Below are 24,672 nucleotides of genomic sequence, written 5' to 3'. Positions count from 1 at the left end.
TCAGACCACCTTCGCTTCGTTCTTCAGTTTGTCCACCAGCGTCGCCACGTCGGGCACCTTGATACCGGCCTTGCGCGCGGGCGGCTCGGAGACCTTCAGGGTCTTCAGGCGCGGCGCGGGGTCCACGCCCAGGTCCTGCGGCGTGACGGTATCCAGCGGCTTCTTCTTGGCCTTCATGATGTTGGGCAGCGTGACGTAGCGCGGCTCGTTCAGGCGCAGGTCGGTGGTGACGATGGCCGGCAGCTTCAGCGTCAGCGTTTCCAGGCCGCCGTCGACTTCGCGCGTGACCGTGACCTTGTCGCCGGCGACCTCGACCTTGCTGGCGTACGTGGCCTGCGGCCAGTCCAGCAACGCGGCCAGCATCTGGCCGGTCTGATTGGCGTCGTCGTCGATGGCCTGCTTGCCGAGGATGACCAACTGGGGCTGCTCCTTGTCGACCACCGCCTTCAGCAGCTTGGCCACGGCCAGCGGCTGCAGTTCGGCGTCGGTCTGCACCAGGATGCCGCGGTCGGCGCCGATGGCCATGGCCGTGCGCAGCGTCTCCTGACTCTGCTGCACGCCGGCCGACACGGCGATCACCTCCGTCGCCGTGCCCTTCTCCTTCAGACGCGTGGCTTCTTCCACCGCGATTTCGTCGAACGGGTTCATCGACATCTTCACGTTGGCGATGTCCACGCCGGTTTGATCCGACTTCACGCGCACCTTGACGTTGTAGTCGACGACGCGTTTTACAGGTACCAGGACCTTCATCCAGCAGCCTCCAGGGGGTGATTGCCTTATATTGGCGAAACAGTTGTTCGTAGCGCAGGGTGCGCGCGGGACAGCGGCCGATCGCCGCCGGGGCGCTCCGCAGCCTGACAAGCTACCCGATTCTACAGCCTGTTGACGCGCGCGGCGCCCGCGCAACCGGCTCCTGACCGCCCCGTGGCCGCCGAATAACTTCGAAGTTGCGGAAGGGGGAGTTAAGCGCGGCTCCGCGTCCGTCCCCCCGGATGAGCGTCCGGCGCATCACAGGCCGCCCAGCGCGCGGATGTGCGCGACCACGCTGCGCCCGAGGGCGGACAGGTTGTATCCGCCCTCCAGCATGCTGACGATACGGTGGTCCGCATGGCGCGCGGCGACTTCCACCAGGCGTTCCGTGATCCAGGCGTAATCCGCCTCCACCAGCCGCATCTGGCCCAGATCGTCCTCGCGGTGGGCGTCGAAGCCCGCCGAGACCAGGATCAGCTCGGGCCGGTGCGCGTCCAGGCGCGGCAGCCAGTGGTCGCTCACCAATTTCCGCACCACGGCGCCGTCGCTGTAGGCCGGCACCGGCTCGTTCAACATATTCGGGGCCGGATTCTCGACGCCGCAGTTCGGAAAGAAGGGATGCTGGAAAAAGCTGCACATGAGCACCCGCTCGTCGCCCGCCAGGATGTCCTCGGTGCCGTTGCCGTGGTGGACGTCGAAATCGATGATGGCCACGCGGCTCAGGCCATGATGCGCCAGCGCGTGCAAGGCCGCGATTGCTACGTTATTCAGAAAACAGAATCCCATGGCGCGGTCGCGGCAGGCGTGGTGGCCGGGCGGCCGCACGGCGCAGAACGCGGTCTGCGCCTGGCCGGCCATCACCGCGTCGACGGCCTGGATGCCCGCGCCGGCGGCATGCAGCGCCGCCTCCAGCGTGTGCGGGTTCATCGAGGTGTCCGGATCGACCGGGTAATAACCCGTGGCGGGCGACTGGCGCCGCAGCCGTTCCAGGTACGCGGCGGCATGCGCCCGCAGGATGGCCTCGTCGGGCGCCGGCATGGCCTCGGCATGCGCCAGATAGGACATGATCCCGCTGGACAGCAGTTGGTCGTTGATGGCGTCCAGCCTCTGCGGGCTCTCCGGATGCCAATCCCCCATTTCATGCAAGCGGCACGAGGGGTGGGTAAGATACAGGGTCTCCATAGGGATGATTATGTTCACCAGTCGACGATTACTGCAAATCGCCCTGGCGGCGTCCGCCTTGGCGGGCTGTGCCAGCACCCCGCCGCGCCCCGGCCCGGCCGCGGTTTCGGGCGCCGCCCAGCCGGCCGCCGCCGCGGACGGCGAGGTCACCCGCATCCGCATCGGACCGCCGCCCGCGCAAGGCGCCCTGGCCGGCATGAACGGCGAATCCAGCGACGAACCGTCGGCCGTGCTCTCCCCCTCCGGCCAGTTGCGGCCCGAGGTCCAGGCCTATGCCCGGCAGTTGGCCGCCGACCGCGCCCTGCCCGTCGACGCGCTGGTCGGCGCGCTATCCGGCGCCCGCTACAGCGAGACCGTGGCGCGCCTGATCGCGCCGCCGCCCGGCCGGAAGATCTCGCGAAGCTGGATCACCTACCGCTCGCGCGTGGTCGAGCCCCGCACCATAGGCTGGGGCGTCGAATTCTGGCAGGAAAACCAGGACGCGCTGAACCGCGCCGCCCAGCGCTTCGGCGTGCCGGCGTCGGTGATCGTCGGCATCATCGGCGTGGAGACCCGCTACGGCCGCAATATGGGCAGCTTCCGCGTGCTGGACGCCCTGTCGACGCTGGCCTTCGACTACCCGGACCCCGCCAAGCCCGAGCGGGCGCGGATGTTCCGCGACCAGCTCAGCGATTTCCTCACGCTGGTCATGCAGGGCAAGCTGGACCTGCAGACGCGCGGCTCCTACGCCGGCGCCATCGGCATGCCGCAGTTCATGCCGGGCAGCATCATGCGCTATGCCATCGACGGCGACGGCACCGGCCATATCGACCTGGCCAACAGCGCCAACGACGCCATCCTGTCGGTCGGCAACTATCTCATGCAGCATGGCTGGCAGCGCGGATTGCCGGTGTTCGCGCCGGTCACGCTGCCGGCCGATCCGTCGAAGCTGGTCGACGGCGGCCTGGCGCCGCAGCGCGACTGGCCGCGGCTGCGGGCCGCCGGCGCGGTGGCGCGCCCCGTCAGCGCGACGGCCGCCGACGCGGCGGCCTGGCAGCAGGCGCCGCTGGGGGTGATCGACCTGCCCGAGGAATCCGCCGGGACGGCCGAATACCGCACCGCCACGCCGAATTTCTTCGCCATCACGCAGTACAACCACAGCTACTTCTATGCCGCGTCGGTGGCGGACCTGGCCGAAGCCGTCCGCCAGCGGATGAACCTGGTGGCCGGGCGCTGAGCGCCCGCCGCGGCCTCAGGTGTCAGGTGAGCTTGTCGACGATGTGCCGCTTGTAGGCGCCGTGCGTGCACAGCCGCAGGTAGTAGCTGCGCAAGGCGGGATGGCGATCGGGCGGAACGTCCAGCAAGGTCCAGCGGTGGACGTGCGGGCCCAGCGCCACGTCGCCCACCCCCAGCCGGCTACCGCCGACGTACGGACTGGCGCTGAGCGTGCGATCCAGCAGGCCGGCCAGCTTGTCGACGCGTTCGGCCGCCGTGGCCAGCCCGGCATCGGCGCCGCCCGGCGCCCGCTTCTGGCGCAAGGGCGCCAGGGCGGCCGCGAAGTTCACGGTCGCCCAATCCATCCACTTGTCGGAAGCGGCCCGCTCGCGCGCCGAGGCGGGCCACAGGCTGCCCGCGCCGTACTGGGCCGCCAGGTAGCGCACCACCGCATTGGACTCCCACAGGACCAGGCCGTCGTCGACCAGGGTCGGCACGCGGCCGTTGGGATTCATGGCGAGGTAGGCGGGCGTGTCCAGCCCGCCGAACTCGCCGCCGGCCTTGTGCAAGGCGTAGTCGATTTTCAATTCATCGAGCGTCCAAAAGACCTTGGCGGCATTGGACGAGGAAGACCTGCCCCAGACTTCGATCATATAGAGCCCCTCTCCTGGCGTTGCGATGTGGCGTTCAGGCGTCGCGACCGACGGTGGGCCGCATGAAGTTCTTGTTGTAGTTGTAGACCTTGCCGGTCTCCAGGTCGAAGCCCAGGCGGTCCGTCAGCGTTTCCAGCGCCTTGCCGTAGAGGTGGAAGTGACGCACGGTCTGGGCGCCGTCGACGTGGATGCTGTGGATGTCCTGCGGCATGAAGTTGATGGGCGAGCCGGGCTGGACCACGTATTCGCGCACCTGCTCCAGGCGGGCATGATCCGGGTCGCTGCCATCGTCCCGGCGCTCGTAGATGCGATTGAGCTCCTGGCCGCTGACCGCGACGATGACGGCCCAGGTGCCGTGATTGTGCGGCTTGGTCGATTTCCCCGGAATGATGACGTTGATGTAGAGCGCCAGGCTGTCGTCCGGCTGCTGCGCCAGCAGATAGCGCGAGGACGTCGCGCCCGAATCCGCCGCCGGGGCGGGAAAATCCTGCTCCGGGAACAGGTCGGCGCGCGCCGCCAGCGGCTGCAGCCGTTCGCTGACCCGCGCCAGGGTGGCGCGGTCCGGCTGGCCCTGGCCCAGGATGCGCTGGATGTCCGCCATGGTTTCCTGCACCAGGGCTTGTCGTTCGGTTTTCAGAGTCATCGCATAAGTCCTTGAAAGTTGGCGACGCATCGCGTCGGCGTAGAGACCGGCCCGGTTCAGGCGAGGCCGTAATGAAACCCCTCGGCGGCGACTTGCCGCAGCAGATTCTTTTCCCAGTTCAGGTAGGCCTGCATGGCATCCTTGTTGCCTTGCCGGCGGCCCGGCGCCCATTGCAGGAAATCGATGCGGTCGGCGGAGGGCAGCGCCTCCTCGTCCGCGGCCGCCACGGGCAGGCCGGCGGCGCGCCAGGCATCCAGCCCGCCCCGGACCACGGCGACGCGCGGGTCGCCGCCGCGCTCCAGCAGGTCCAGGGCCGCCAGTTGGGCGACGCGGCCGTCCTCGGAAAACAGCACCAGCGCGCGGCCCTGGGCGAGCGCGGCGTCCAGCCGGTCCAGCCGCGCCCGGTTGGCCCAGACGGCGCCGGCGGGATGCGCCGCGAGATATTCCACGCTGCGGTCCAGCGATACCGCCAAGGCGCCCGCCCGCAATGCGGCCTGGGCCGCATGCGGATCCACCTCGGGCGCCGCATGGATGGCGCCGCGCAACTCCCGCTGGACCCGGGCCGCCTCGTCGGGTCCGAGCACGCCGATGCCCTCCTCGCCCGCCGCCATCGCGGCATCGGGATCGGCATCGCCGGCGGCGGCCGTTTCCAGCACATGGACGTCCCATCCCATGTGCAGCAGCCACTGCGCGGTGGCGATCGCGCGCACGCCGTCGCTGTCGACCAGGACCACCCGCGCGCCCAGGGTCCCCAGCCACTGGTCCGTGGCCTGGACCAGTTGGCCGCCGGGCGCATTGCGCGCCAGCGGGTGATGCCCGCGCGCATATTCCGCGGGCGTGCGGACGTCGAGGACGAAGGTGGTCCGCGCGGGGTCGTCCCGCCACGCGTCCAATAGGGCCTCGCTCACCGTGCGCACGCCGAAACGCGCGGCCAGCGCCCGCGCCCGTGCGCGCGCCGCCTCCGCGCCCGCCGGCGTCACCTTGGCCCGCCGGGTCAATCCGCGCTCCAGCTCGCGGCCCGACAGGCGCCAGCCGTGATTGCCGTCGGCCAGGTGCACCACGCGGTTCGGCACGCCCGCGTTGATCAAGGTCTGCGCGCCCACGATGCCGCGCGTGCGGCCGCCGCAGGCGACCACCACCAGCGTCTCGGGCCTGGGCACCAGGTCCTCGAAGCGGTAGACCAGTTCGCCCCCCGGGCAATTGACCGCGGTCGGCACGTGGCCGGCCGCGTGCTCGGCCTCGGTGCGCGGATCCAGCACGATCAGGTCGGCGCGCGCCTGCACCAGCCCCGCCAGTTCGTCGACGTCGATGTGGGGCGTATCGAAAGCGTGCTCCACCCATTCGCCGAAGGCCTTGCTGGGCACGTAGACCCCGGCGAATATCTCTCCGCCCGCCGCGGCCCAGGCCGCCTTGCCGCCCGGGAACACGCGGATGTCCCGATACCCCAGCGCGGCAAGCCTGCCGGCCGCGCGCATGGCGATGCCGTTGCCCTGGTCCATGAGGACGATGGGGCAGGCCTTGCGCGGCACCAGGGGTTCGATCAGCAATTCCAGGCGGCTGTAGGGCACGTTCACCGCGCGCAGCAGGTGGCCGAAACCGAACTCGCCCTCTTCGCTGACGTCCAGCAGGGCCAGTTCGGCGCCCGCCGCCGCCGCGCGCGACACGCCGGCCAGGGCCGCCTTCAACGCGGCCGCATCCAATACGGGAAATGATTCCATGTGAGATACCGGTAGAAAAGTGAGAACAATGGGTTCAGCCCAGGGCGGCCCGAACCCGGACGGGCGCCGGCGCGGCGTGGTCCGGCTCGCCCCGCGCGCCGATCGCCGGGCCGGGACGCAGGACATCGGCCAGGAAGCGGCGCGCGCGGGGATGGGACGGCGACTCGAAGAAGGCGCGCGGATCGGCGTCTTCCAGCACCTTCCCGCTGTCCATGAACCAGATGCGATCCGCCACCTCGCGCGCGAATCCCATCTCGTGGGTGACGATGGCCATGGTCATCCCCTCGCCCGCCAGTTGCTTCATCACCGCCAGCACCTCCCCCACCATCTCCGGATCCAGCGCGCTGGTCGGCTCGTCGAAAAGGATGAGCGGCGGGCGCTGGGCCAACGCGCGGGCGATGGCGACGCGCTGCTGCTGCCCGCCCGACAGGCTGGCCGGCATGGCGTCGGCCTTGTGGGCAAGGCCCACTTTCCCCAGCAGCTCGCGCGCCAGGGTCTCGGCGTCGTGGCGCAGCATGCCGCCGACCTTGCGCGGCGACAGCATAATGTTCTCCAGCACGGACAAGTGAGGGAACAGGTTGAACTGCTGGAACACGAAGCCGATGCCGGCGCGCAGCGTATTGAGATTGCTGCCCTTGGCATGCACGTCGCGCCCCTTGACCAGCACCGTGCCACCCTGGATGGGTTCCAGCGCGTTGACGGTCCGGATCAGGGTCGACTTGCCGGAGCCGGACGGCCCGCAGATGACGACCACTTCGCCGTCGGCCACCGTGCCGTTCACGTCGTCCAGCGCGTGATAGTCGCCATACCATTTCTGTACGTTCCTGAAATCGATCATCGCAATTCCCCGATCAGGTTATTCATGCGGCCAGCGCGGCGCCCGCCGCCGTCCGGCGCAGGCGGAAATGCCGCTCCACGGCGGCGGCCGTGAACGACAGCCCGTAGCAGAGCAGGAAGTAGATGCAGGCCAGCAGCAGGTAGGTCTGCAGCGCGTGCGTCATCTCCACGCTGTTGATCTCCTGGGCGGCGAAGGTCGCTTCCTGCACGCCGATGATGTAGACGATGGAGGTGGCCTTGATGGTGGAGATGAACTGGTTGACGATGGACGGCAGCATGTTGACCAGGGCCTGCGGCAGGATCACGTGCACCATCGACTGCGCATAGGTCAGCCCGGCCGCGCGCGCCGCTTCGGTCTGCCCGGACGGCAAGCCCTGGATGCCGGCGCGCACGATCTCCGCCATGAACGCGGCCTCGTAGCAGACGATGGCGCACAGCGCCGTGGCGAACGGCGAAATGGCGTCGCCGGTCAACAGGGGCAGCAGGTAATAGGCCCAGAAGATGATCATCACCAGCGGGATGCCGCGCAGGCCATAGACCCACGCATTGGCGGGCCAGCGCAGCCAGCGCCACGAACTGGTGCGCGCCAGCCCCAGCAGCAGGGCCACCGGGAACGACAGCGACAGGCCCAGCGCGGCCAGGATCAAGGTCGCCGCGATGCCGCCCAGGGGACCGTGCGGCCACGGCCCCACCAGCAGCAGCATGCCGTATTTCCGTATGATTTCCAGCATCCGCGTCACCCCTTGAACGTGGGCGGGTAGCGCCGCCCGAACCAGTTGCCGAACGTCATCAGGAACAGCGAGACGATCAGGTAGAAGGCCGTCGCCACCGCGAATGCCTCGAAGGCGCGGAAGGTCAGGTTCTCGATCGCGCGCGCCTGGTTGGTCAGCTCCGTCACGCCGATGGCCATCGCCAGGCTGGTGTCCTTGAACAGGATCAGCGACCGGTTCACCAGCGGCGGCACGCCGATGCGCAAGGCCTGCGGCAAGGTGACGTAGCGCAGCGCGCCGAAGGCGCCCAGGCCGACGGACCGGGCGGCCTCGAGCTGCGTGGCCGGAATGGCGCGAAACCCGGCGCGGATGTCTTCGGCCATGTAGGAGCTGGAATTGAGCGACAGCGCGACCAGGGCGAAGGTGAATTCGCTGTTGCCATGGTTGATCCAGAGGCGCAGGCCCTCGGGCAGGATCTCCGGCATGCCGAAATACCAGACCATGATCTGCACCACCGTGGGCACGTTGCGGTGGTATTCGATGAACAGCCGCAATACGGTCCGCACCGGCCTGAGCGGTATGGTGCCCAGGCCGACCAGCACCACCGCCAGGACGAAGCCGCACACCCAGGCGCCCGCGAACAGGCGCAGCGTGGTGGCCACGCCCAGCCCGAGCGCCGCCAGCACGTCATGCGACGTCAGGAAGGAAAAGTCGAAATGCATGGTGTCCCGGGCCGGGCGGGCCCGCCTCCGTGGCTATTGGCGATGGAGGTCCACCGGTTCGACCTTGAACGTGCGCACCAGCTTGTAGGGCGAATTGGCGCCCATCCATTTGTCGTAGATGGCGCTCAGCTCGCCGCTACGGTCCATGTCCTGGATCACTTTGTCGATGGCGGCGAGCAGTTCCGGATTGCCCTTGTCCACGACCAACCCCATGTGCTCGGTGAAGATCGGTTCGTCCAGCATCACGGTGGGGTCGCCCTGCTTTTCCGACTCCATGCGAAAACGGATCAGTCCCAGATCGCCGCCCGGCAGGGCATCGACCTTCTCGCTTTGCAGCGCCAGGTAGCAGGATGAGACGTCCTGGAAATTCAGCATCTGGGACTTGGTCAGCACCCGCTGCGCCACGGCGGAGGAGCTGGACCCCTTGCTGGTGCACACCTTACGGCCGGCCAGGTCGGCAAGCTTGGTGATGCCGGACTTCTTCTTCACCAGGAGGCGGATGTCGTCCTGCAGATACTGCAAGCTGTAGTCGACCTGCTTGGCGCGCTCGGGCAGGTAGGCCATCGAACCGGCGACCACGTCCACGCGGCCCATCTTCAGCTCGGGAATCCGGGCCTCGGTCGAGAGCGGCTTGTGCTCCAGCTTCACGCCCAGGCCCTTGGCCACGGCCTTGCACATGTCGACGTCGTATCCCACGTAGGACCGCGTGACCGGATCCTGGTAGGCATAGGGAGACGACGCATTCTGCGTGCCGCAGATCAGGGTGCCGCGCGCCTTGATGTCGGCCAGCCGGTCGGCATGGGCCGGCGCGGCCGCCAGCAGGGCCGCGGTGAACAGTCCCGCGGCGGCGGCGACGCGATGGTGGAAAAGAGGTGGCATGGCATGGTCCCCTGTTTCATGAATGAAGGTCGAACGGCGGTATTGCTGCCCCCGAGGGGGCGGTTGCGCGGCTAGGACGACGCCGCCGAGAAGCCCTGCTGCAAATCGGCGATCAGGTCCTGCGGGTCCTCCATGCCGACGTGCAGCCGTAGCACCGGCCCGGCGGGCGCCCAGGCCGTGACCGTGCGCGAGGCGCCGGCCTGGACCACGTTCACCAGGCTTTCATAGCCGCCCCAGCTTGATCCGATGCCGAAGAGCTTCAGGCTGTCCACCAGCGTCTCCAGGCGGTCGCCCCATTCCGGACGCAGCTCCACCGCGAACAGCGAGGCGGCGCCGCCGAAATCCCGCCGCCACAAGGCGTGGTCGGGATGGCTTTCCAGCGCGGGATAGTTCACCGCGGCCACCTGCGGCTGGCGCTCCAGCCAGCGCGCCACGTCCAGCGCGTTCCGCATCTGCTGGCGCAGGCGCACGCCCAGCGTGCGCAGGCCCCGCAAGCCCTGGTAGCAGTCGTCGGGGCTGACGCTGTAGCCGAGGTCGTCGACCGCGCGGTGGATGGCGTCCCAGTGCGCCTCGTTGGCGGTGATCACGCCCATCATCAGGTCGGAATGGCCGCCGATGTACTTGGTCGCCGCGTGGATGGAAACGTCGACGCCCAGCTCGAAGGGACGCAGGAAGTACGGCGTGGCCCAGGTGTTGTCGGCGATCACCGGGATGCCGCGCGCATGCGCGGCGGCGGCGATGGCGGGGATGTCCTGCACCTCGAAGGTCTGCGAGCCGGGCGACTCGCAGTAGACGGCCACGGTGTCGGGCGTCAGCAGGCCGGCGATGCCGGCGCCGATGCGCGGCGCATAGAACTCGGTGCGCACGCCCCACGTGGCCAGGCGGCCCTCGCAGAAACGGCGCGCGGGGGTGTACACGCTGTCCGGCATCAGCACGTGGGCGCCCGGCCGCGCATAGGCGGTGAGGCTGGCGACGACGGCGGCCAGCCCATTGGGCACGGCCACGGTCTTGTAGCCGCCCTCCAGGCTGGCCACTGCCTCCTCGAACGCATAGGTCGTGGGCGTGCCGTGGCGGCCGTAGCGCACGAACTTGTCGCCGTGCGACTTGCGGTCCTGGTAGGACGCCAGCGTCGGGAAGATGACGGTGGAGGTGCGGAAGACCGGCGTGTTGACCATGCCCGCATGGGCCTGCGGATCGCGTCCGGCGTGTACCAGCAAAGTATCGTTTTTCATTTTGGCGCGGGGGCGGGAGGAAGGGACGCAGTGCGGGACTGCGCGGTGGAGGACGCCATGCCGAGCAACTGCGCGGCATGCGCCGTGTGGTCGGCGATGTAGTCGCGCGCGGCCTGCGGCGTGGTGGGCGAAGCCGTCATGCCCTCGGCGGCGAATTTCTGCCGCACGTCCGGCTCGGCCAGCACGGCCGCGAGCGCGCCGTTGAGCTTGTCCATCACGGCGGCCGGCGTGCCGGCGGGCGCGGTCAGGGCATAGAAGCTCTGCATGGCGTAGCCGGGCACGGTCTCGCCGATGGCCGGCACGTCGGGCATGATGGGCGAACGCTGCGGCGTGGTCAGGCCCAGCGCGCGCAACTGGCCGGACTTGATCATCGGCACCGCGGAAGGATCGGCGAACATCATGTCGATGTGGCCGCCCAGCAGGTCGTTGATCGCCAGCGACGTGCCTTTGTACGGGATGTGCTGGATATCGACGTGGGCCTGGGAATTGAGCATGGCCCCGGCCAGGTGCTGGCCCGTGCCGGTCCCGCCCGATCCCATCGTCAACGTCCCGGGCTTGGCGCGCGCCAGCGCGATCAGTCCGGCCACGTCCTTGACCGGCAGCGACGGCCGCACGACCAGGATCTGCGGAATCAGGACCACCAGGGACACCGGCGCCAGGTCCTTGAGCGGCGCATAGGACAGGTTCTTGAACAGCAAGGGACCGACGGACAAGGGGCCCGTTCCCCCCACCAGCAGCGTGTAGCCGTCCGGGGCCGCGTGCGCGACATAGGCGGCCCCGATGGTGCCGCCCGCGCCGGCGCGGTTCTCCACGATCACCGGCTGGCCCAGCCGCGCGGACAGACCCGTGGCCAGTACGCGGCCGACGAAATCCACCCCGCCGCCCGGCGGATAAGGCACGACGATGGTGATCGTCTTGTCCGGAAAAGGCGCCGCGCGGCCGGCGGCGGAAAAACAGCTCAGGCAAAGCAACAGCAGCATCCACGGCAAACGTCTCATGTTCGACTCCTGCTGGGCCGCGCGGGCCCGTTATTCCCACCCGTATACGTCGCGCGCCGCCTCCGCGCCGACCAGGCCATGGCGCACGTCGCGTTCGACGCTCTCCGGCGCGCGCTCGCGCGGCTCGCCGATGCCGCCGCCGCCCGGCGTTTCGATGATGACCCGGTCGCCCGCCGGCACCAGTTGGCGTCCCTTGCCGTTGAGTTCCCGGCCCGACTTCAGCCGCACCCGCCCCGGCGCACCCACCTGTCCGCCCAGCGCGCCGCGCGCCGGAAACTTGATGCGGTCGAAGGTCGCGGCCAGGATCATGGGAACGTGCTCCGCATGGGACACCTCGACGACCTGGCCCAGGCCGCCCCGGTACTTTCCGGGACCGCCGGAATCGAGGCGGTACTCCTTGCGCCAGAACACGAGCGGCGCCATGGTCTCGGAGATTTCCACCGCCGTGTTGCGCACGCCGCTGGGAAAGGAGGTGGTCGACAAGCCGTCCTGGCGCGGCCGCGCGCCGGTGCCGCCCGTCGTGAAGGACACTTGCGTGAAGCGCCGGCCGGCGAGGAAATCCTCGGCCGGCGCGCCGGCCATGGGCTGCCCGCCGACCAGGCGGATGTTCCACAGGCTGGAGGCGCCCTCCGCCGGCACGCGGTCCGGACAGGCCTGGCGCAGGCAACCGAAGACCAGGTCCGGCAGCATCATGCCGACGATGGCGCGCGACGTGACGGCGCAAGGCGGCAGCGCGTTGACGATGCTGCCCTCGGGCGCCTTGACCGTGACGGCGCCCAGCGAACCGGCGTTGTTGGGCACGTCCGCGCCGATGATGCAGCGCACGCCGAAAGAGGTGTAGGCATCCGTGTACGACTTCGGCACGTTCAGCGCGCGCTGGACGGCGCCGGAGCTGCCCGTGAAGTCCACTTCGATGCCGCGCGCGGACACGGTCAGCGCGGCCTTCAGGTGGATGGGCGCCTCGTAGCCGTCTATGGTCATCTCGTGATGCCAGGTGCCGGCCGGCCACGCGGCCGCGGCCTTGAGCATGGCCGCGTGCGATTGCGCGATGATGTGCTCGCCCAGCGGCTGCAGCGTCTTCAGCCCGTATTCGCGCATCATGCCCGCCAGCCGCCTGCCGGCCACCTCGTTGCAGGACACCAGGGCGTAGACGTCGCCCACCACCTGCACCGGATCGCGCACGTTGGCGCGCAGGAAGTCCAGCACGGTCTTGCTCATCTCCCCGCGATCGGCCAGCTTGGCGATGGGAATGAACAGGCCTTCGTGGTAGATCTGCGTGGCGTCGGGCCCCACGCCCACGCCGCCGATGTCCACCACGTGGGTGTTCGAGGCGAACAGCGCCACCAGCTTGCTCCCCAGGAAAACAGGTGTCACGACCGTGATGTCGAAGAGATGGCCGGTGGCCTTCCAGGGATCGTTGGTGATGTAGATATCGCCCGGCCGCATGGTCGGCGCGGGAAACTCCGCGAGGAAGTGACGCACGGACTCGGCCACCGAGTTGACGTGGCCCGGCGTGCCGGTGACCGCCTGGGCGATCATCCGGCCGTCCGGCAGGAACAGGCCGGCCGACACGTCGCCCGCCTCGCGCGCGGCGGCGCCGAAGGCGGTGCGGATGATGGTCTGGGCCTGCTCCTCGACCACCGCGATGAGGCGGTCCCAAAGGATCTGGTTGCGGATGACGGCCGTCGCCGATTGATTCGATCGCGCGCTGCTCATGCCTGACCTCGTTGCGTTCTTGCCGGACCGCGGCGATCCAGCACCAGGTAATGGCGCGCGTCGACCCGGGCCGTGAAGCCGGCCGGGACGACCGTCGTCGTCTGGTCCTCGACGATCAGCGCCGGGCCCTCGATGCGGTCCGCCTCCGCGAGATCGAGGCGGTCGTAGGCGGGAATGTCGACCGCGCGCGCCTGCTCGACGTCGAAGACGGGCCGGCGCGCCCGCGGTTCGGGCCGGCGCGTCGCCGCGGGCCGCCGCGCATCCCCGCCGGCAGGGGCGCGGCGCGTCGACATGGTGACGGTCCAGGTGAGGATTTCAACGGCCAGCCCCGGAATGACGCGGTCGTACAGCTTGCGATACTCGCGCTCGAACAGCTTGGGCAGGCGGGCCGCGAGCGCCGCCGAAAGGCGCGCGGCGGGCAAGGCAACGGGGATTTCATGCCCCTGGCCCCGGTAACGCATATAGGCCACGCACTGCGTCTCCAGCCGGCTGCCCTTGGGCGCGGCGGCGCGCACGGCGGCGCCGGCCTCCTCGCGCATCCCGGCCAGGATGAGATTGACCGCGTCGAGATCCAGCGATTCGGCCGCCTGGTAGAAGCTGCGCAAGGCCTGGTAGGCCACCGGCGCCCACAGGAAACCCAAGGCCGACCCCACGCTCGCGGCGACCGGCACGATGACCCGGTCTATCCCCAGCTTGGACGCCATTTGCGCGGCATGCAGCGGCGCGGCGCCGCCGAACGCGATCATGGTGTAGCGCTCGATATCCTTGCCCAGCTCGATGCCGTGCACGCGCGCGGCGCCGGCCATGTTCTCCGCGACGATCTCGCTGATCGCCAACGCGCCCATCTCCGGGCTCATGCCCAGCGGCTCGGCGACGTCGCGGGCGATCGCGTCGCGCGCGGCGTCCGGCGCCAGCGCCACCTTGCCGGCGGCGAAGCGCGCCGGATCCAGCAAGCCCAGCATGCAGTTCGCATCGGTCACCGTCGAGCGCGTGCCGCCGCGGCCGAAGCAGGCGGGCCCCGGATTGGAGGTCGCGCTGTCCGGCCCCACCTGCACGCGGCCCAGGGCGTCGATGCGGGCCATGGAGCCGCCGCCGGCGCCGATTTCCACCATCTCGATCACCGGGATGCGGATGGGCAGGCCCGATCCCTTGAGAAAGCGATACATGCGGCCGAATTCGAAACTGCGCGACAACTGCGGGGTGTAGTCGTCGATGAAGCAGATCTTCGCGGTCGTGCCGCCCATGTCGTAGGACAGCACGTGCCGCTCGCCGCATTGCTCGGCGACCTGCCGGCCCAGGATGGCGCCGCCGGCGGGCCCGGACTCCACCAGCTTGACCGGCTGGCGCGCGCCCATCTCCAGCGAGGTCAGCGAACCGCCGGAGGTCATCAGGTAGATCGGACAGCCCAGGCCCGCCTCCCGCATCAGCCTTTCCAGTTCGCGCAGCGAGCGCGCGACCACCGGCTGCACGTAGGCATTGGCGCAGGCCGTGGAGGTGCGCTCGTACTCCCGCACCTCCGGGCAGACGTCGGCGGACATCGTGATCCATGCATGCGGCAGGGCCTCGGCCAGGATGGCCGCCGCGCGCGCCTCGTGGGCCGGATTCACGTAGCTGTGCAGAAAGGAAATCGCCACGCTTTCGATGCCGGCCTCGCGCAGCAGACCCGCCGTGCGCCGCACCGCGTCCTCGTCCAGCGGCAGCAGCGCGCGGCCGTGCACGTCCATGCGCTCGGGCACGCCGAAGCGCAGGTCGCGCGGCACCAGCGGAACGGGCTTCTCCAGGAAGATGTCGTATTGCGCGTAGCGGTTTTCCTGGCCGATCTCGACCACGTCGCGAAAACCTTCCGTGGTCAGCAAGGCGGTGCGCGCGCCCTTGCGTTCGATCAGCGCATTGGTGGCCAGCGTCGTTCCCAGGATGAAGAGCGCCACGTCGCGCATGCGCAGGCCGGCCTGGTCCAGGACTTCCCGCGCCCCCTGCATGACGCCCAGCTCCGGCTGGGCGGGCGTGGTGAGCACCTTGGTCGTATGCATCTTCCCGCCCGCCATCAGCACCGCATCGGTAAAGGAGCCACCGATATCGACGGCCAGCAGGACGCGGCCGGCGCCCTCTGCCGCTACGGTTTGCTCGGAGAACTGCCGGCTTGCCATGGATGAATCTCCTGCGACGAATACAACGACGAATACGACAACGACGAATACGGCATCGCGCGCGGGACCGCGCCCTCAGCCCAGGAACTCCCGAAAGCGGAAATCGGCGTCGGCCGCGACGGCGGCGACCAGCCCTTCTTCCCAGTCCAGATACTCCAGCATGGCCTTGCGCGTGTCGCCGGCCCGCTGGTGCGCGCGCAGCCACACGTCGTCGTCCGGGCCGCTCAGGCGCTCGGCGCCCTCGGCCAGGGGCAGGCCGGCCGCGGCCCAAGCGGCGGTGCCGCCTTCCAGCGCGCTCACCGGCGCATCGGTCAGGGCGCTCAGTTCGGCGCAGGCGATGCGCGCCAGTTGGCCGTCCGCGCACGTCAGGATCAGTTCGCGCGGCGGCCCGCCGGCGACGATCGCCGGCAAGCTGTCCGCCAGGCGCGCGCGCACCGCGTGCCAGGCGCCGGCGATGTGGGAACGCTTGTAGGACATGCTGTCCTCGATATCGACGATCGCGGCCTCGCCACGCGCCTGCAAGGCGGCGGCGGCATCCGGCGCACGCAAGGCCGCTTGGGCTCGAGCGATGTTCAGCGGCGCGCGAGACGGCGCCGCGCCGCGCTCGCGGAATTCGGCCGCCGCGGCCCGCAGCACGCGCACGTCGTGCCACTCCATCTGTTTCAGCCACATCGCCGTGAAGACGGCGCGCGCGCCATCGTCGTCGGACAGCACGACGACGGCGTTGCGCACCGGCGCCCAGACATCCAGCGCATGCACCAACTGGGCGCCGCCTATGCCCACTGCCCCGGCGAGATGGCCGGCCGCGTATTCCTCCGGCGTGCGGACGTCGAACAGGTACACGGTGCGGCCGGCCTCGGCGCGCAGCGCGTCCAGCGCGGCCAGGTCCATGCTCGCGATGCCATGTCTCCCGGCCAGCCGTTGCGCCGCCTCGGCCGCGGCGGCGCGCGACGCGGGCGCCAGCGGCGGGCAGGCGGAAACGGCGCCGTACGCCAGCTCTCTGCCGTCCAGGGCCCAGCCCATGGTGCCGCCCTGCAGGGCGAACACCGGATTGCGCGCGCCGACCTCGAGCAGGGTCTGGGTCGCCATCAGGCTGCGGGTGCGGCCGGCGCAATTCACCAGGACGATGTCGTCGGCCGGCGCCAACTGGGCCGCGCGATAGGCCAGCTCCATGCCCGGATAATTGACGGCGCCGGGAATGGTCATGCGGCGAAACTCCGCCGCCGGACGGCAGTCCAGCATATGCACGCGCCGCCCTTGCGCCTGCCAGGCCGCGAGATCGGCGACGCTGGCCTGCGGCAGGTCGCGCACATGGGCGAGCTGTTCGGCGAAGGCCTTGCTGTAGGTGTTCAGGCCGCCGTAGAGCGCGTATCCCTGCGCCCGCCAGGCGGCGGCGCCTCCCGCCAGTACGTGGACGCGGCGATAGCCGCCGTCGGCCAGGCGTTGCGCGGCGGCGCGGGCCAGCGCATCGCCGCGCTCGCCGCCGTCGCAGACGACGATGCGGACATCGAGACAGGGAAGCATGGCCGGCGCCAGCCGTTCCAGGCGGCTGAGCGGCAGATTGGAGGCGAGCAGGAGATGGCCGTCGCGGCCGAAAACCCCTTCCTCGCGGACATCCAGCACGGCGAACTCGCCGCCGTCGTCCATCATCGCGCGCAGTTGCGCGGGATCGATCTCCGACAGGTGGGCCGCTCCTGGCGCCGACGCGAGGCTGGCCTCCGAACCGCTGCCTTCACCGCTGCTTTCATTGCGCGCGGCATGCCGGCGCGGCGCTGCGAAACTGGCGTCCATATTCTCCCTGCCCGGTTGCATGCCCGCGCGCTATCAAGGTGAGGTGACGCGGGCATGACGAGAAGGTAGCAAGCGCCTCGGCAAACTCATAATATTTATTTATGATCGAGTATTCGAAAAACCTATAGTGAAACGCGTGAAACGCGCAGGCCTGGCCGGCGCCGGTCCGGCGGCAAGGGGAAAACATGAACCTGCAGCAATTGCGCTTCATCTGCGAAGTGGCGCGCCGCGATCTCAAGGTGTCGCGCGTGGCGGAGTTGCTGCACATTTCGCAGCCCAGCGTGAGCACGCAGATCCGCCTGCTGGAAGAAGAGCTGGGCCTGACCATCTTCACCCGCCAGCGCAACCGCCTGACGGCCGTCACGCCGGTGGGCAGCGAAATCATCGAGCGCGCGCAGCGGGCCTTGATGGAAATCGATGAGATACGCCAGTTGGCCAGCGCCCACAGCGCCGACGACAGCGGCACGCTGACGATCGCCGCCAGCCACGCGCAGGCGCGCTTCCGCCTGCCGGCGGCCCTGCGCCAGTTCGCCGACCGCTACCCCCGCGTGCATATCACCATCCGGCCCGAGAGCGGGCGCCAGATCGCCGATACCTTGCGCGCCGGCCAGGCCGACATCGGCATCCTCAGTTCGGCCAAGGACCTGCACGGGGACCTGTACGGCATCCCCTTCCAGACCTATCGCCGCCTATTGCTGGTGTCGACCGGCCATCCGCTGCTCAAGGTGGGACAGCCCGGCTTCGACGATATCGCGCGCTATCCCATCGTCCTGTACGAACCCTCGCAGACCGGCACCGTGGTGCTCAACACCCTGGAGCGGCTGGGCAAGCAGGCGCCGTCGGTGCTCAAGGCCACCAACGCCGACGTCGTGAAGGCCTATGTGGAGCAAGGGCTGGGAGTGTGCGTGCTGCCGGAGCTGGTGTTCGACCCCAAGCGCGACCGCGGCCTGCGGGCCATCAACGTGGACCACCTGTTTTCCACCAGCACCACGTTCATCGTGCTCAATCGCAAGCACTACCTGCGCGCGTATGCCTACGCCTTCATCGAGATCCTGGCGCCGCAGGTGACGCGCCAGTCGGTCGAGCGCCTGCATGGGCAGCACCAGAACCCGGCCGCCGCGCAGCCTTCCCCGCCGGACGCCGATGGCGTTCAGGTATTGAACACGCCGGTCGACAGATAGCGGTCGCCGCGGTCGCAGACGATGAACACGATGGTGGCGTTTTCCACGCGCGCCGACACGCGCAGGGCGGCGACCAGCGCGCCCGCCGAGGAAATGCCGCCGAAGATGCCCTCTTCCGCGGCCAGGCGGCGCGCCATCGCCTCGGCGTCGGCCTGCTCGATGGACTCGTAGCCGTCGACGCGGTCGCGGTCGAAGATGGCCGGCAGGTAGGCTTCCGGCCATTTGCGGATGCCCGGAATCTGCGACCCTTCGGCCGGCTGGGCACCGATCACCTGGACCGCCGGGTTCTGCGACTTCAGATAGGCCGAGACGCCCATGATGGTGCCGGTGGTTCCCATGGCGCTGACGAAGTGCGTAATGCGGCCGCCGGTCTGCGTCCATAGCTCGGGCCCGGTGCCCTCGATGTGGGCGCGCGGGTTGTCGGGGTTGGCGAACTGGTCCAGGACCTTGCCCTTGCCTTCGCTCTGCATGGCCAGCGCCAGGTCGCGCGCGTACTCCATGCCGCCCTTGGCGGCGGGCGTCAGGATGAGCTGCGCGCCGTAGGCCGTCATCGCGGCGCGGCGTTCCAGCGACAGGTTGTCCGGCATGATGAGGATCATGTGATAACCGCGCATCGCCGCCACCATGGCCAGGGCGATGCCCGTGTTGCCGCTGGTGGCCTCGATCAGCGTGTCGCCGGGGCGGATCTCGCCGCGCGCTTCGGCGTGGCGGATCATGGACAGGGCCGGCCGGTCCTTGACGGAGCCGGCCGGGTTATTGCCTTCCAGCTTGGCCAGGATGACATTGCCGCGCGCCTCGTTGTCGGCGCCGGGAATGCGTTGCAGACGGACCAGCGGCGTATTGCCGACGGTTTGCTCGATAGTGGGGTAGGTGACGGTGTTCATGCAGGGAATATAACGCCCCCCGGGCATGGCGCGGCACATGGCCGCACGCGGGCCAGGGATACCGCGCCATTCGGACTAGACGCATCCGGTCACGGACCAGGCTCACCCGGCCACGGGACCAGGCGCATCCGGGCATTTCCCGGCCTATCGGCCACGCCCCGGCGGCCGGGATGGCGCTTCGCGGCCCGCGCCTGGGCCGGCGGCTCCCGGCACGGCCACACCGGCGGCGCCAGGCACGGCCACGCCAGCGGCGCCGGGCACGGCCGCGCCGGCGGCGCCGTCAGGGCCGGCCCCCTCCCCGCCGCGTTCCCTGCCGCCCCGGCCGGCCGGCGGCCTTGCCCTGCTCGGCGACGCCGGCGCCGGCGTCGGGCTGCGCGCCGGCCCGCGCTTCAGGCTTGCCGGCGGCGGCGCCGGCAGCCCCCGCGCCGATGCTCAAGCCCGCATCTTGCAAGGCACGCGCCTTTTTCGACCCGATGCCGCGCACGCGGTCGGACAGGTCTTCCAGGGACAGGAAATTGCCGCCGCGCTGGCGCTCGCGAACGATGACGGCGGCGGTCTTAGGCCCCACGCCGCGCAGGGTCTGCAACTGTTCCGCGGTGGCGGTGTTCACGTCCAGCGCCGCCACCGGCGCGGCGGCCAGCGACAGGCCGGCCGCGAAGGCCAGTATGCCGAGCCGGCGTCCCCAGTGGCGTGAGGGGCGCCGTCCCGCAGGGGTCCCGCGCGCCGAACACGGATCCGCCGGCATATCGAACCTACTGGCATCGGCTACCAGGACATCGTCCGCGGCGACGCCGGCCATCGAGGCGATCGGCGCCGCCCACATCGCCGGGTTTCCCGAGGCCGCCATGGCTGGCGACGCCGCCCGCGCAGCAATCACCGCCGCCGGGCCAACCGAGTCCGTCGGGATTGCCGAGGCTGAGGGGTCAACCGAGTCCGTCGAGATTGCCGAGGCTGAGAGGTCAACCGAGGCCGCCGGGATCGCCGGACCGGCCGGCGACGCGGTGGCCACGGGGTTGTGCAGGAAAGGATTCATGGATGTCTCCTGGGCGAGCGCCGGACGCCGGACGCCGCCCGCAAGGGTGAATGGGAAACGCGGCGCGCGCATGCACGCCGCCCATCCATCTTGCGCCGGCCGGGCGGCCCGCAAGGCCGCCGGTCGGCAAAACATCCATGCGGGAGACTACGCGGTCTAGGCCTTGCCGCGCTCGCGCCAGTAGCGCACGTATTCCGCCACGCCCGTCTGCACGTCGCGCATGGGCTGCGTGAAGCCGGCGGCGCGCAGACGCGACGTATCGGCCTGCGTGAAGCTCTGATAGCGGCCCTTCAGGTCGTCCGGGAAGGGGATGTAGCGGATCAGGCCCTGCGCCACCAGCGCTTCCAGCGCCTGGGGCGCATGCCCCTGCTCGGCCAGCAAGGCATTGACCACGGCCGCCGCGACGTCGTTGAACGGCTGGGCCCGGCCCGTGCCGCAGTTGAAGATGCCCGACTTGTCCGGATTGTCGAGGAAATGCAGGTTGACCGCGACCACGTCCTCCACCGAGATGAAATCCCGGCTCTGGCCGCCGTTCTCGTAGCCGTCCCAGCCCTCGAACAGGCGCACGTGCCCTTCGGCCAGGAACTGGTTCATGTTGTGGAAGGCCACCGACGCCATGCGGCCCTTGTGCTGCTCGTGCGGACCGTAGACGTTGAAATAGCGCAGGCCCACCGCCTGGGCGGTCAGCGCATGCAGGCGCGTGCGCAGCACCTGGTCGAACAGCAGCTTGGAATAGCCGTAGACGTTCAGGGGCGCCTCGTTGGCGGGATCCTCGGCATAGGCCTGGGGCGAACCGTAGGTGGCGGCCGAGGACGCATACAGGAAAGGCACGCACTGGCCCTGGCAGTACTCGAACAACTCGCGGGTCACGCGGTAGTTGTTGTCCATCATGTAGCGGCCGTTGCGCTCGGTGGTGTCCGAGCAGGCGCCCTGGTGCAGCACGGCGCGCAGTTCCGGCAGGTCGCCGGACTGGACGCGCCGGCGGAAGGCGTCCTTGTCCATGTAGTCGACGATCTGGCAATCGACCAGATTGACGAACTTGTCGCCCTCAGTCAGATCGTCGACCGCGATGACGTCGCGGATACCGCGGCGGTTCAGTCCGCGCACCAGATTGCTGCCGATAAAGCCGGCCGCGCCGGTCACTACGATCATGATAGTTCTCCCAATTCCTGCGCGCTGACGGTGGATGTGCCCAGTTTCCCGACCACGATGCCGCCCGCGCGGTTGGCCCAGCGCATGGCGTCGGGCCAGTCCATGCCCACCGCGCGCGTGACGGCCAGCGTGGCCAGCACGGTATCCCCCGCGCCCGACACGTCGAACACTTCATGCGCCTGGGCATCCACGTGCTCGCGGCCGGCGGCGGTGAACAAGGTCATGCCCTGCTCGGACCGCGTCACCAGCAGGGCTTCCAGGTCCAGTTGGCCGCGCAGCCGCTGGGCGCGCTGGTCCAGGTCCGCTTCCGACTGCCAGCGCCCCACCGCCTGCTGCATTTCCGAACGGTTGGGCGTCACCAGCGTGGCGCCCCGATAAGGCGCGTAGTTGTCGCCCTTGGGGTCGACCAGCACCGGCACGCCGGCGGCGCGCGCGGCGGCGATCAGGCCCTGGACCCGCGTCAGCGCGCCCTTGGCGTAGTCCGACAGCACCACCACGTCGTGGCCGGCCAGGTGGCTCGCCACCTCGGCGTCGACGCCGTCCAGGGCCACGGCCCCGGGATGTTCCTCGAAATCGACGCGCAGCAGTTGCTGCTGGCGGCCCAGCACGCGCATTTTCAGCGTGGTCGGATGGCCGGCGTCGGCGACCAGCGCCGCCTGGATGCCCGCCTCTCCGGCCAGGCGATGGATGCAGCCGCCGGCCTCGTCGGCGCCGACGATGCCCACCAGCGTCGCCTGCGCGCCCAGCGCCACGATATTGCGCGCCACGTTGGCGGCGCCGCCCAGGCGGTCCTCGCGGCGCGCCACGCGCACCACGGGCACCGGCGCTTCCGGCGAGATGCGGTCGACCTCGCCGAACCAGTAGCGGTCCAGCATCACGTCGCCGACCACCAGGATACGGCGGCGGGCGATGGCGTCCACGGGAAAGGTGCTCATTCCAGTTCTTCCAGCCGGCGCGGCGAATAGGTTTCCCAGGCGTTGCAGCCGGGACATTGCCAATAGTAGCGGCGCGCCTGGAATCCGCAATTCCGGCAGGCGTAGCGGTCCAGGCGCTGGGTGTGTTTATGGATCAGGCTGCGCAGCAGGGTAAGGTCCGCGCCCGGCACCGGGCTGGTGTCCTCCTCCCCGTCCGGCGCGGACAGCTCGGCTTCCAGCAGGCGATCCAGGCCCAGCAGCGAGGGATGCAGGCGCAAGGCGCCGCGCGCGAAGGCCCAGGCGGGCCCCGAGCCTTGCTGCGCCCGCAGCTCGCGGAAGATGATGTTGAACAGGTCCAGGGACGGATGCTTGGCGTACTGCTTTTGCAGCAGGTCCAGCACCTGGGCCGATTCGCCCGCCTGGCGATAGCTCTCGAGCAGCGCCTCGGCCACCAGGCCGGCGAATTCCGGCTCGTCGGTGAGCACGGACTCCAGGTGCATGCGCTCCAGCTTGGTATCGCCTTCCAGGCGCGCCAGCGCCGCCCGCAGCATGGCGATGCGCACCAGCGACGCCTTGCTGGCGGGCTGGCCCTTGGCGGAGACGCTGGCCGCGTGGTCGGCGGCGTCCAGCGCCACCTGCGCGGCATCGACATTGGGCGGTTTCTGCGACAGCGCGGTCTGCGCCTGCTCGCAGTGGTAGTGCACCAGTTGCGGCACCGGCTCGTCGACCAGGCCGCGCAGGGTCTTCACCGCCTCGATGGCGCGCGGCCAGTCGTGTTCGGATTCGTAGATGCGGATGAGCGAGCGCAAGGCGTCCAGGGCGTAGCGGCTGTCGGCCAGGGCCTTGAAGCCGGCTTCCGCGCGGTCCAGCATGCCGGCCTTGAGGAAGTCCTGCGACAACTCGTGCTGGGCGTGCTCGCGCTCCGCCGTCGGCAGGTCGGCGCGGTTCAGCAGGCTCTGGTGCACGCGGATGGCGCGCTCCATTTCCCCGCGGCGCCGGAACAGGCTGCCCAGGGCGAAATGCAGCTCGGTGGTTTCCGGGTCGAGCTTGGCGACCTCGACGAAGGCGTCGATGGCGCGGTCCGGCTCTTCATTGAGCAGGAAGTTCAGGCCGCGGAAATAGGAGTCGGGCAGGACGCGCGTCTCCGACAACATCTGCCGGATATCGAACCGCGCCGCCAGCCAGCCCAGGGCAAACAGGACGGGGACGAAAATCAGCCACCAAGGTTCAAAATCCACGATGCGCGCTCTCAAAACAGAAAAAAGCCGGGCGCAAGCTTCGACGCCCATCCAGGGCGTAGCGGATCCGGCTACGCCGGTCCGCCAACGCCGCCCCCTCGAGGGGGCCCGCAAAGCGGGTACGGGGTGGGCCTCCCCTGGCGGCCCGGCGGCAAAAAGAAACCGGACGCGCGCAAGCGCGTTGAAGGAAAAATCCGGCGCTGGCCGCCATCAGAGCGGCGACATCGGCGCGATGGTTTCCGGCGCCACGTCGGCCGGGGCCTGCTGGCCATTGACGGCCGCCTGGACGCGGTCCAGCTCGCGGCGCAGGCGCTGCGCCTCGCGGCGGCGGCGCATCGACGCGGGCACCGTCAGCAGCAGGCCGAAGATGGCGCCGACGACGAAGGTGATCAGCATGACCACGATCAGCGGCACGTCGTGCACGACGTAGTCGTTATAGAAATTGACGGCGACCGGATTGGTGTTCTTCAGCGCGAACATCAGCACCACGATAAACACGATCAATCTCAGTGCCCAGACCAGGTAGCGCATGTCGCGTACTCCAGGGAAACAGCGGAACCAGTGATTGTAAGCGAAGCGGAAATGCCGGGGCGGGGTCACGGAACATCCGGCCTGCCGGCGATCAAGCGCGGGCCCCCAAAAGCAAAAGACCCCGGCAAAGGGGTCTTCTGCTTTGAGACGACAAGACGGGGGCGGATCTGCCTCGGGAGGCTACGCCACCTGTTCAATGCATGGCGTGCAGGTCCAGGTCCGACCGGACCGGATCGGAGGCGCCTTCCGAAGAAGACTTGCCGTCCGAATCCGAGGGGTCGGCGACCAGATCGACACGCTCGCGCAATTCCTTGCCGGCCTTGAAGTGAGGCACCTGTTTGCCAGGCACCAGCACCTGCTCGCCGGACTTGGGATTGCGGCCCACGCGCGGCGACCGCTGCGACAACGAGAAGCTGCCGAAACCACGGATCTCGATGCGCTGACCCGAGGCCAGGGCCTGGGCCATTGCATCCAGCATGGTCTTGACTGCGTAGACGATGTCACGCGCGGCCAGTTGCGGATAGCGGGCCGCCAAGGCGGTGATCAGCTCCGACTTGGTCACGTCGC

At 69.5% G+C, this 24,672-nt stretch carries 22 protein-coding genes and 1 pseudogene; 2 read left to right on the top strand and 21 right to left on the bottom strand.

The annotated features are described in order from the left end of the window. Both CAL29_RS09180 and CAL29_RS09175 read right to left on the bottom strand, forming a co-directional pair. Complete coding sequence (locus tag CAL29_RS09180; protein WP_088600322.1) at positions 1–750, bottom strand: electron transfer flavoprotein subunit beta/FixA family protein; 750 nt, start codon at positions 748–750, stop codon at positions 1–3. 258 nt (positions 751–1,008) lie between these two features. Further along, positions 1,009–1,932, bottom strand: a complete 924-nt coding sequence (locus CAL29_RS09175) for a histone deacetylase family protein (protein ID WP_094852561.1) — start codon at positions 1,930–1,932, stop codon at positions 1,009–1,011. A 10-nt stretch (positions 1,933–1,942) separates the two neighbouring features. Here CAL29_RS09175 and mltB point away from each other — a divergent pair, with 10 nt between their 5' ends. Further along, positions 1,943–3,148: a lytic murein transglycosylase B gene (gene mltB, locus CAL29_RS09170; protein ID WP_094852560.1), complete on the top strand. Its 1,206-nt coding sequence runs from the start codon at positions 1,943–1,945 to the stop codon at positions 3,146–3,148. A gap of 22 nt (positions 3,149–3,170) precedes the next feature. Here mltB and CAL29_RS09165 read toward each other — a convergent pair whose 3' ends face one another. The 12 genes and pseudogenes from CAL29_RS09165 to CAL29_RS09110 form a co-directional block, all read right to left on the bottom strand. Beyond that, positions 3,171–3,779, bottom strand: a complete 609-nt coding sequence (locus CAL29_RS09165; protein ID WP_094852559.1) for a glutathione S-transferase family protein — start codon at positions 3,777–3,779, stop codon at positions 3,171–3,173. A 34-nt stretch (positions 3,780–3,813) separates the two neighbouring features. After that, complete coding sequence (locus tag CAL29_RS09160) at positions 3,814–4,422, bottom strand: cysteine dioxygenase family protein (protein ID WP_094852558.1); 609 nt, start codon at positions 4,420–4,422, stop codon at positions 3,814–3,816. Between the two features lie 56 nt (positions 4,423–4,478). Continuing rightward, positions 4,479–6,140 carry a rhodanese-like domain-containing protein gene (locus tag CAL29_RS09155; RefSeq protein WP_179283952.1) on the bottom strand — a complete coding sequence of 554 codons (1,662 nt, stop codon included), beginning with the start codon at positions 6,138–6,140 and terminating at the stop codon, positions 4,479–4,481. A 103-nt stretch (positions 6,141–6,243) separates the two neighbouring features. Then, a pseudogene (locus tag CAL29_RS09150) lies at positions 6,244–6,978 on the bottom strand (amino acid ABC transporter ATP-binding protein); the annotation flags it as partial. A 22-nt stretch (positions 6,979–7,000) separates the two neighbouring features. Continuing rightward, the gene (locus CAL29_RS09145) at positions 7,001–7,708 is read right to left on the bottom strand and encodes an amino acid ABC transporter permease (RefSeq protein WP_094852555.1); all 708 of its coding nucleotides are present in this window, start codon (positions 7,706–7,708) and stop codon (positions 7,001–7,003) included. A 5-nt stretch (positions 7,709–7,713) separates the two neighbouring features. Further along, entirely contained in the window at positions 7,714–8,409 is a 696-nt protein-coding gene (locus CAL29_RS09140) for an amino acid ABC transporter permease (RefSeq protein ID WP_094852554.1), read from the bottom strand. Positions 8,410–8,442: 33 nt separating this feature from the next. Further along, entirely contained in the window at positions 8,443–9,288 is an 846-nt protein-coding gene (locus CAL29_RS09135) for an ABC transporter substrate-binding protein (protein WP_094852553.1), read from the bottom strand. Positions 9,289–9,359: 71 nt separating this feature from the next. Next, on the bottom strand, positions 9,360–10,520 hold the full coding sequence (gene metC, locus CAL29_RS09130) for a cystathionine beta-lyase (protein WP_094852552.1): 1,161 nt from the start codon (positions 10,518–10,520) through the stop codon (positions 9,360–9,362). Then, on the bottom strand, positions 10,517–11,518 hold the full coding sequence (locus CAL29_RS09125) for a Bug family tripartite tricarboxylate transporter substrate binding protein (protein WP_094852551.1): 1,002 nt from the start codon (positions 11,516–11,518) through the stop codon (positions 10,517–10,519). Before CAL29_RS09125 ends, metC begins: the two co-directional genes overlap by 4 nt. A gap of 30 nt (positions 11,519–11,548) precedes the next feature. Beyond that, positions 11,549–13,234, bottom strand: coding sequence for a hydantoinase B/oxoprolinase family protein (locus CAL29_RS09120; protein ID WP_094852550.1), 1,686 nt, complete (start codon positions 13,232–13,234; stop codon positions 11,549–11,551). Continuing rightward, on the bottom strand, positions 13,231–15,381 hold the full coding sequence (locus CAL29_RS09115; protein ID WP_094852549.1) for a hydantoinase/oxoprolinase family protein: 2,151 nt from the start codon (positions 15,379–15,381) through the stop codon (positions 13,231–13,233). Before CAL29_RS09115 ends, CAL29_RS09120 begins: the two co-directional genes overlap by 4 nt. 75 nt (positions 15,382–15,456) lie before the next feature. Next, on the bottom strand, positions 15,457–17,172 hold the full coding sequence (locus CAL29_RS09110) for a rhodanese-like domain-containing protein (protein WP_179283951.1): 1,716 nt from the start codon (positions 17,170–17,172) through the stop codon (positions 15,457–15,459). Positions 17,173–17,357: 185 nt separating this feature from the next. Here CAL29_RS09110 and CAL29_RS09105 point away from each other — a divergent pair, with 185 nt between their 5' ends. Next, positions 17,358–18,353 (top strand): LysR substrate-binding domain-containing protein, encoded by a 996-nt coding sequence (locus CAL29_RS09105; RefSeq protein ID WP_094852547.1) that lies wholly within the window; start codon positions 17,358–17,360, stop codon positions 18,351–18,353. On the opposite strand, the gene cysM is transcribed toward CAL29_RS09105, so the two are convergent. From cysM to CAL29_RS09065, 7 genes are all read right to left on the bottom strand, one after another. Beyond that, on the bottom strand, positions 18,323–19,237 hold the full coding sequence (cysM, locus tag CAL29_RS09100; protein ID WP_094852814.1) for a cysteine synthase CysM: 915 nt from the start codon (positions 19,235–19,237) through the stop codon (positions 18,323–18,325). The genes CAL29_RS09105 and cysM overlap by 31 nt on opposite strands. Positions 19,238–19,517: 280 nt before the next feature. Next, positions 19,518–20,270, bottom strand: coding sequence for a ComEA family DNA-binding protein (locus tag CAL29_RS09095; protein WP_256977273.1), 753 nt, complete (start codon positions 20,268–20,270; stop codon positions 19,518–19,520). A gap of 156 nt (positions 20,271–20,426) precedes the next feature. Next, positions 20,427–21,422: an ADP-glyceromanno-heptose 6-epimerase gene (gene rfaD, locus CAL29_RS09085; RefSeq protein WP_094852545.1), complete on the bottom strand. Its 996-nt coding sequence runs from the start codon at positions 21,420–21,422 to the stop codon at positions 20,427–20,429. After that, a complete protein-coding gene (rfaE1, locus tag CAL29_RS09080; RefSeq protein ID WP_094852544.1) occupies positions 21,419–22,357 on the bottom strand; it encodes a D-glycero-beta-D-manno-heptose-7-phosphate kinase in 939 nt (312 codons plus the stop codon). The genes rfaD and rfaE1 overlap by 4 nt, the downstream gene beginning before the upstream one ends. After that, a complete protein-coding gene (lapB, locus tag CAL29_RS09075) occupies positions 22,354–23,574 on the bottom strand; it encodes a lipopolysaccharide assembly protein LapB (protein WP_094852543.1) in 1,221 nt (406 codons plus the stop codon). Before lapB ends, rfaE1 begins: the two co-directional genes overlap by 4 nt. Positions 23,575–23,784: 210 nt before the next feature. Continuing rightward, positions 23,785–24,105, bottom strand: coding sequence for a LapA family protein (locus CAL29_RS09070; protein ID WP_094852542.1), 321 nt, complete (start codon positions 24,103–24,105; stop codon positions 23,785–23,787). Positions 24,106–24,298: 193 nt separating this feature from the next. After that, the gene (locus tag CAL29_RS09065) at positions 24,299–24,667 is read right to left on the bottom strand and encodes an integration host factor subunit beta (protein ID WP_094852541.1); all 369 of its coding nucleotides are present in this window, start codon (positions 24,665–24,667) and stop codon (positions 24,299–24,301) included. Positions 24,668–24,672: the final 5 nt, after the last annotated feature.

Origin of the sequence: Bordetella genomosp. 10, from assembly GCF_002261225.1 — a bacterium.
Taxonomy (GTDB): Bacteria; Pseudomonadota; Gammaproteobacteria; order Burkholderiales; family Burkholderiaceae_B; genus Bordetella_C.
This window is presented reverse-complemented; position numbering and strand designations above follow the sequence as displayed.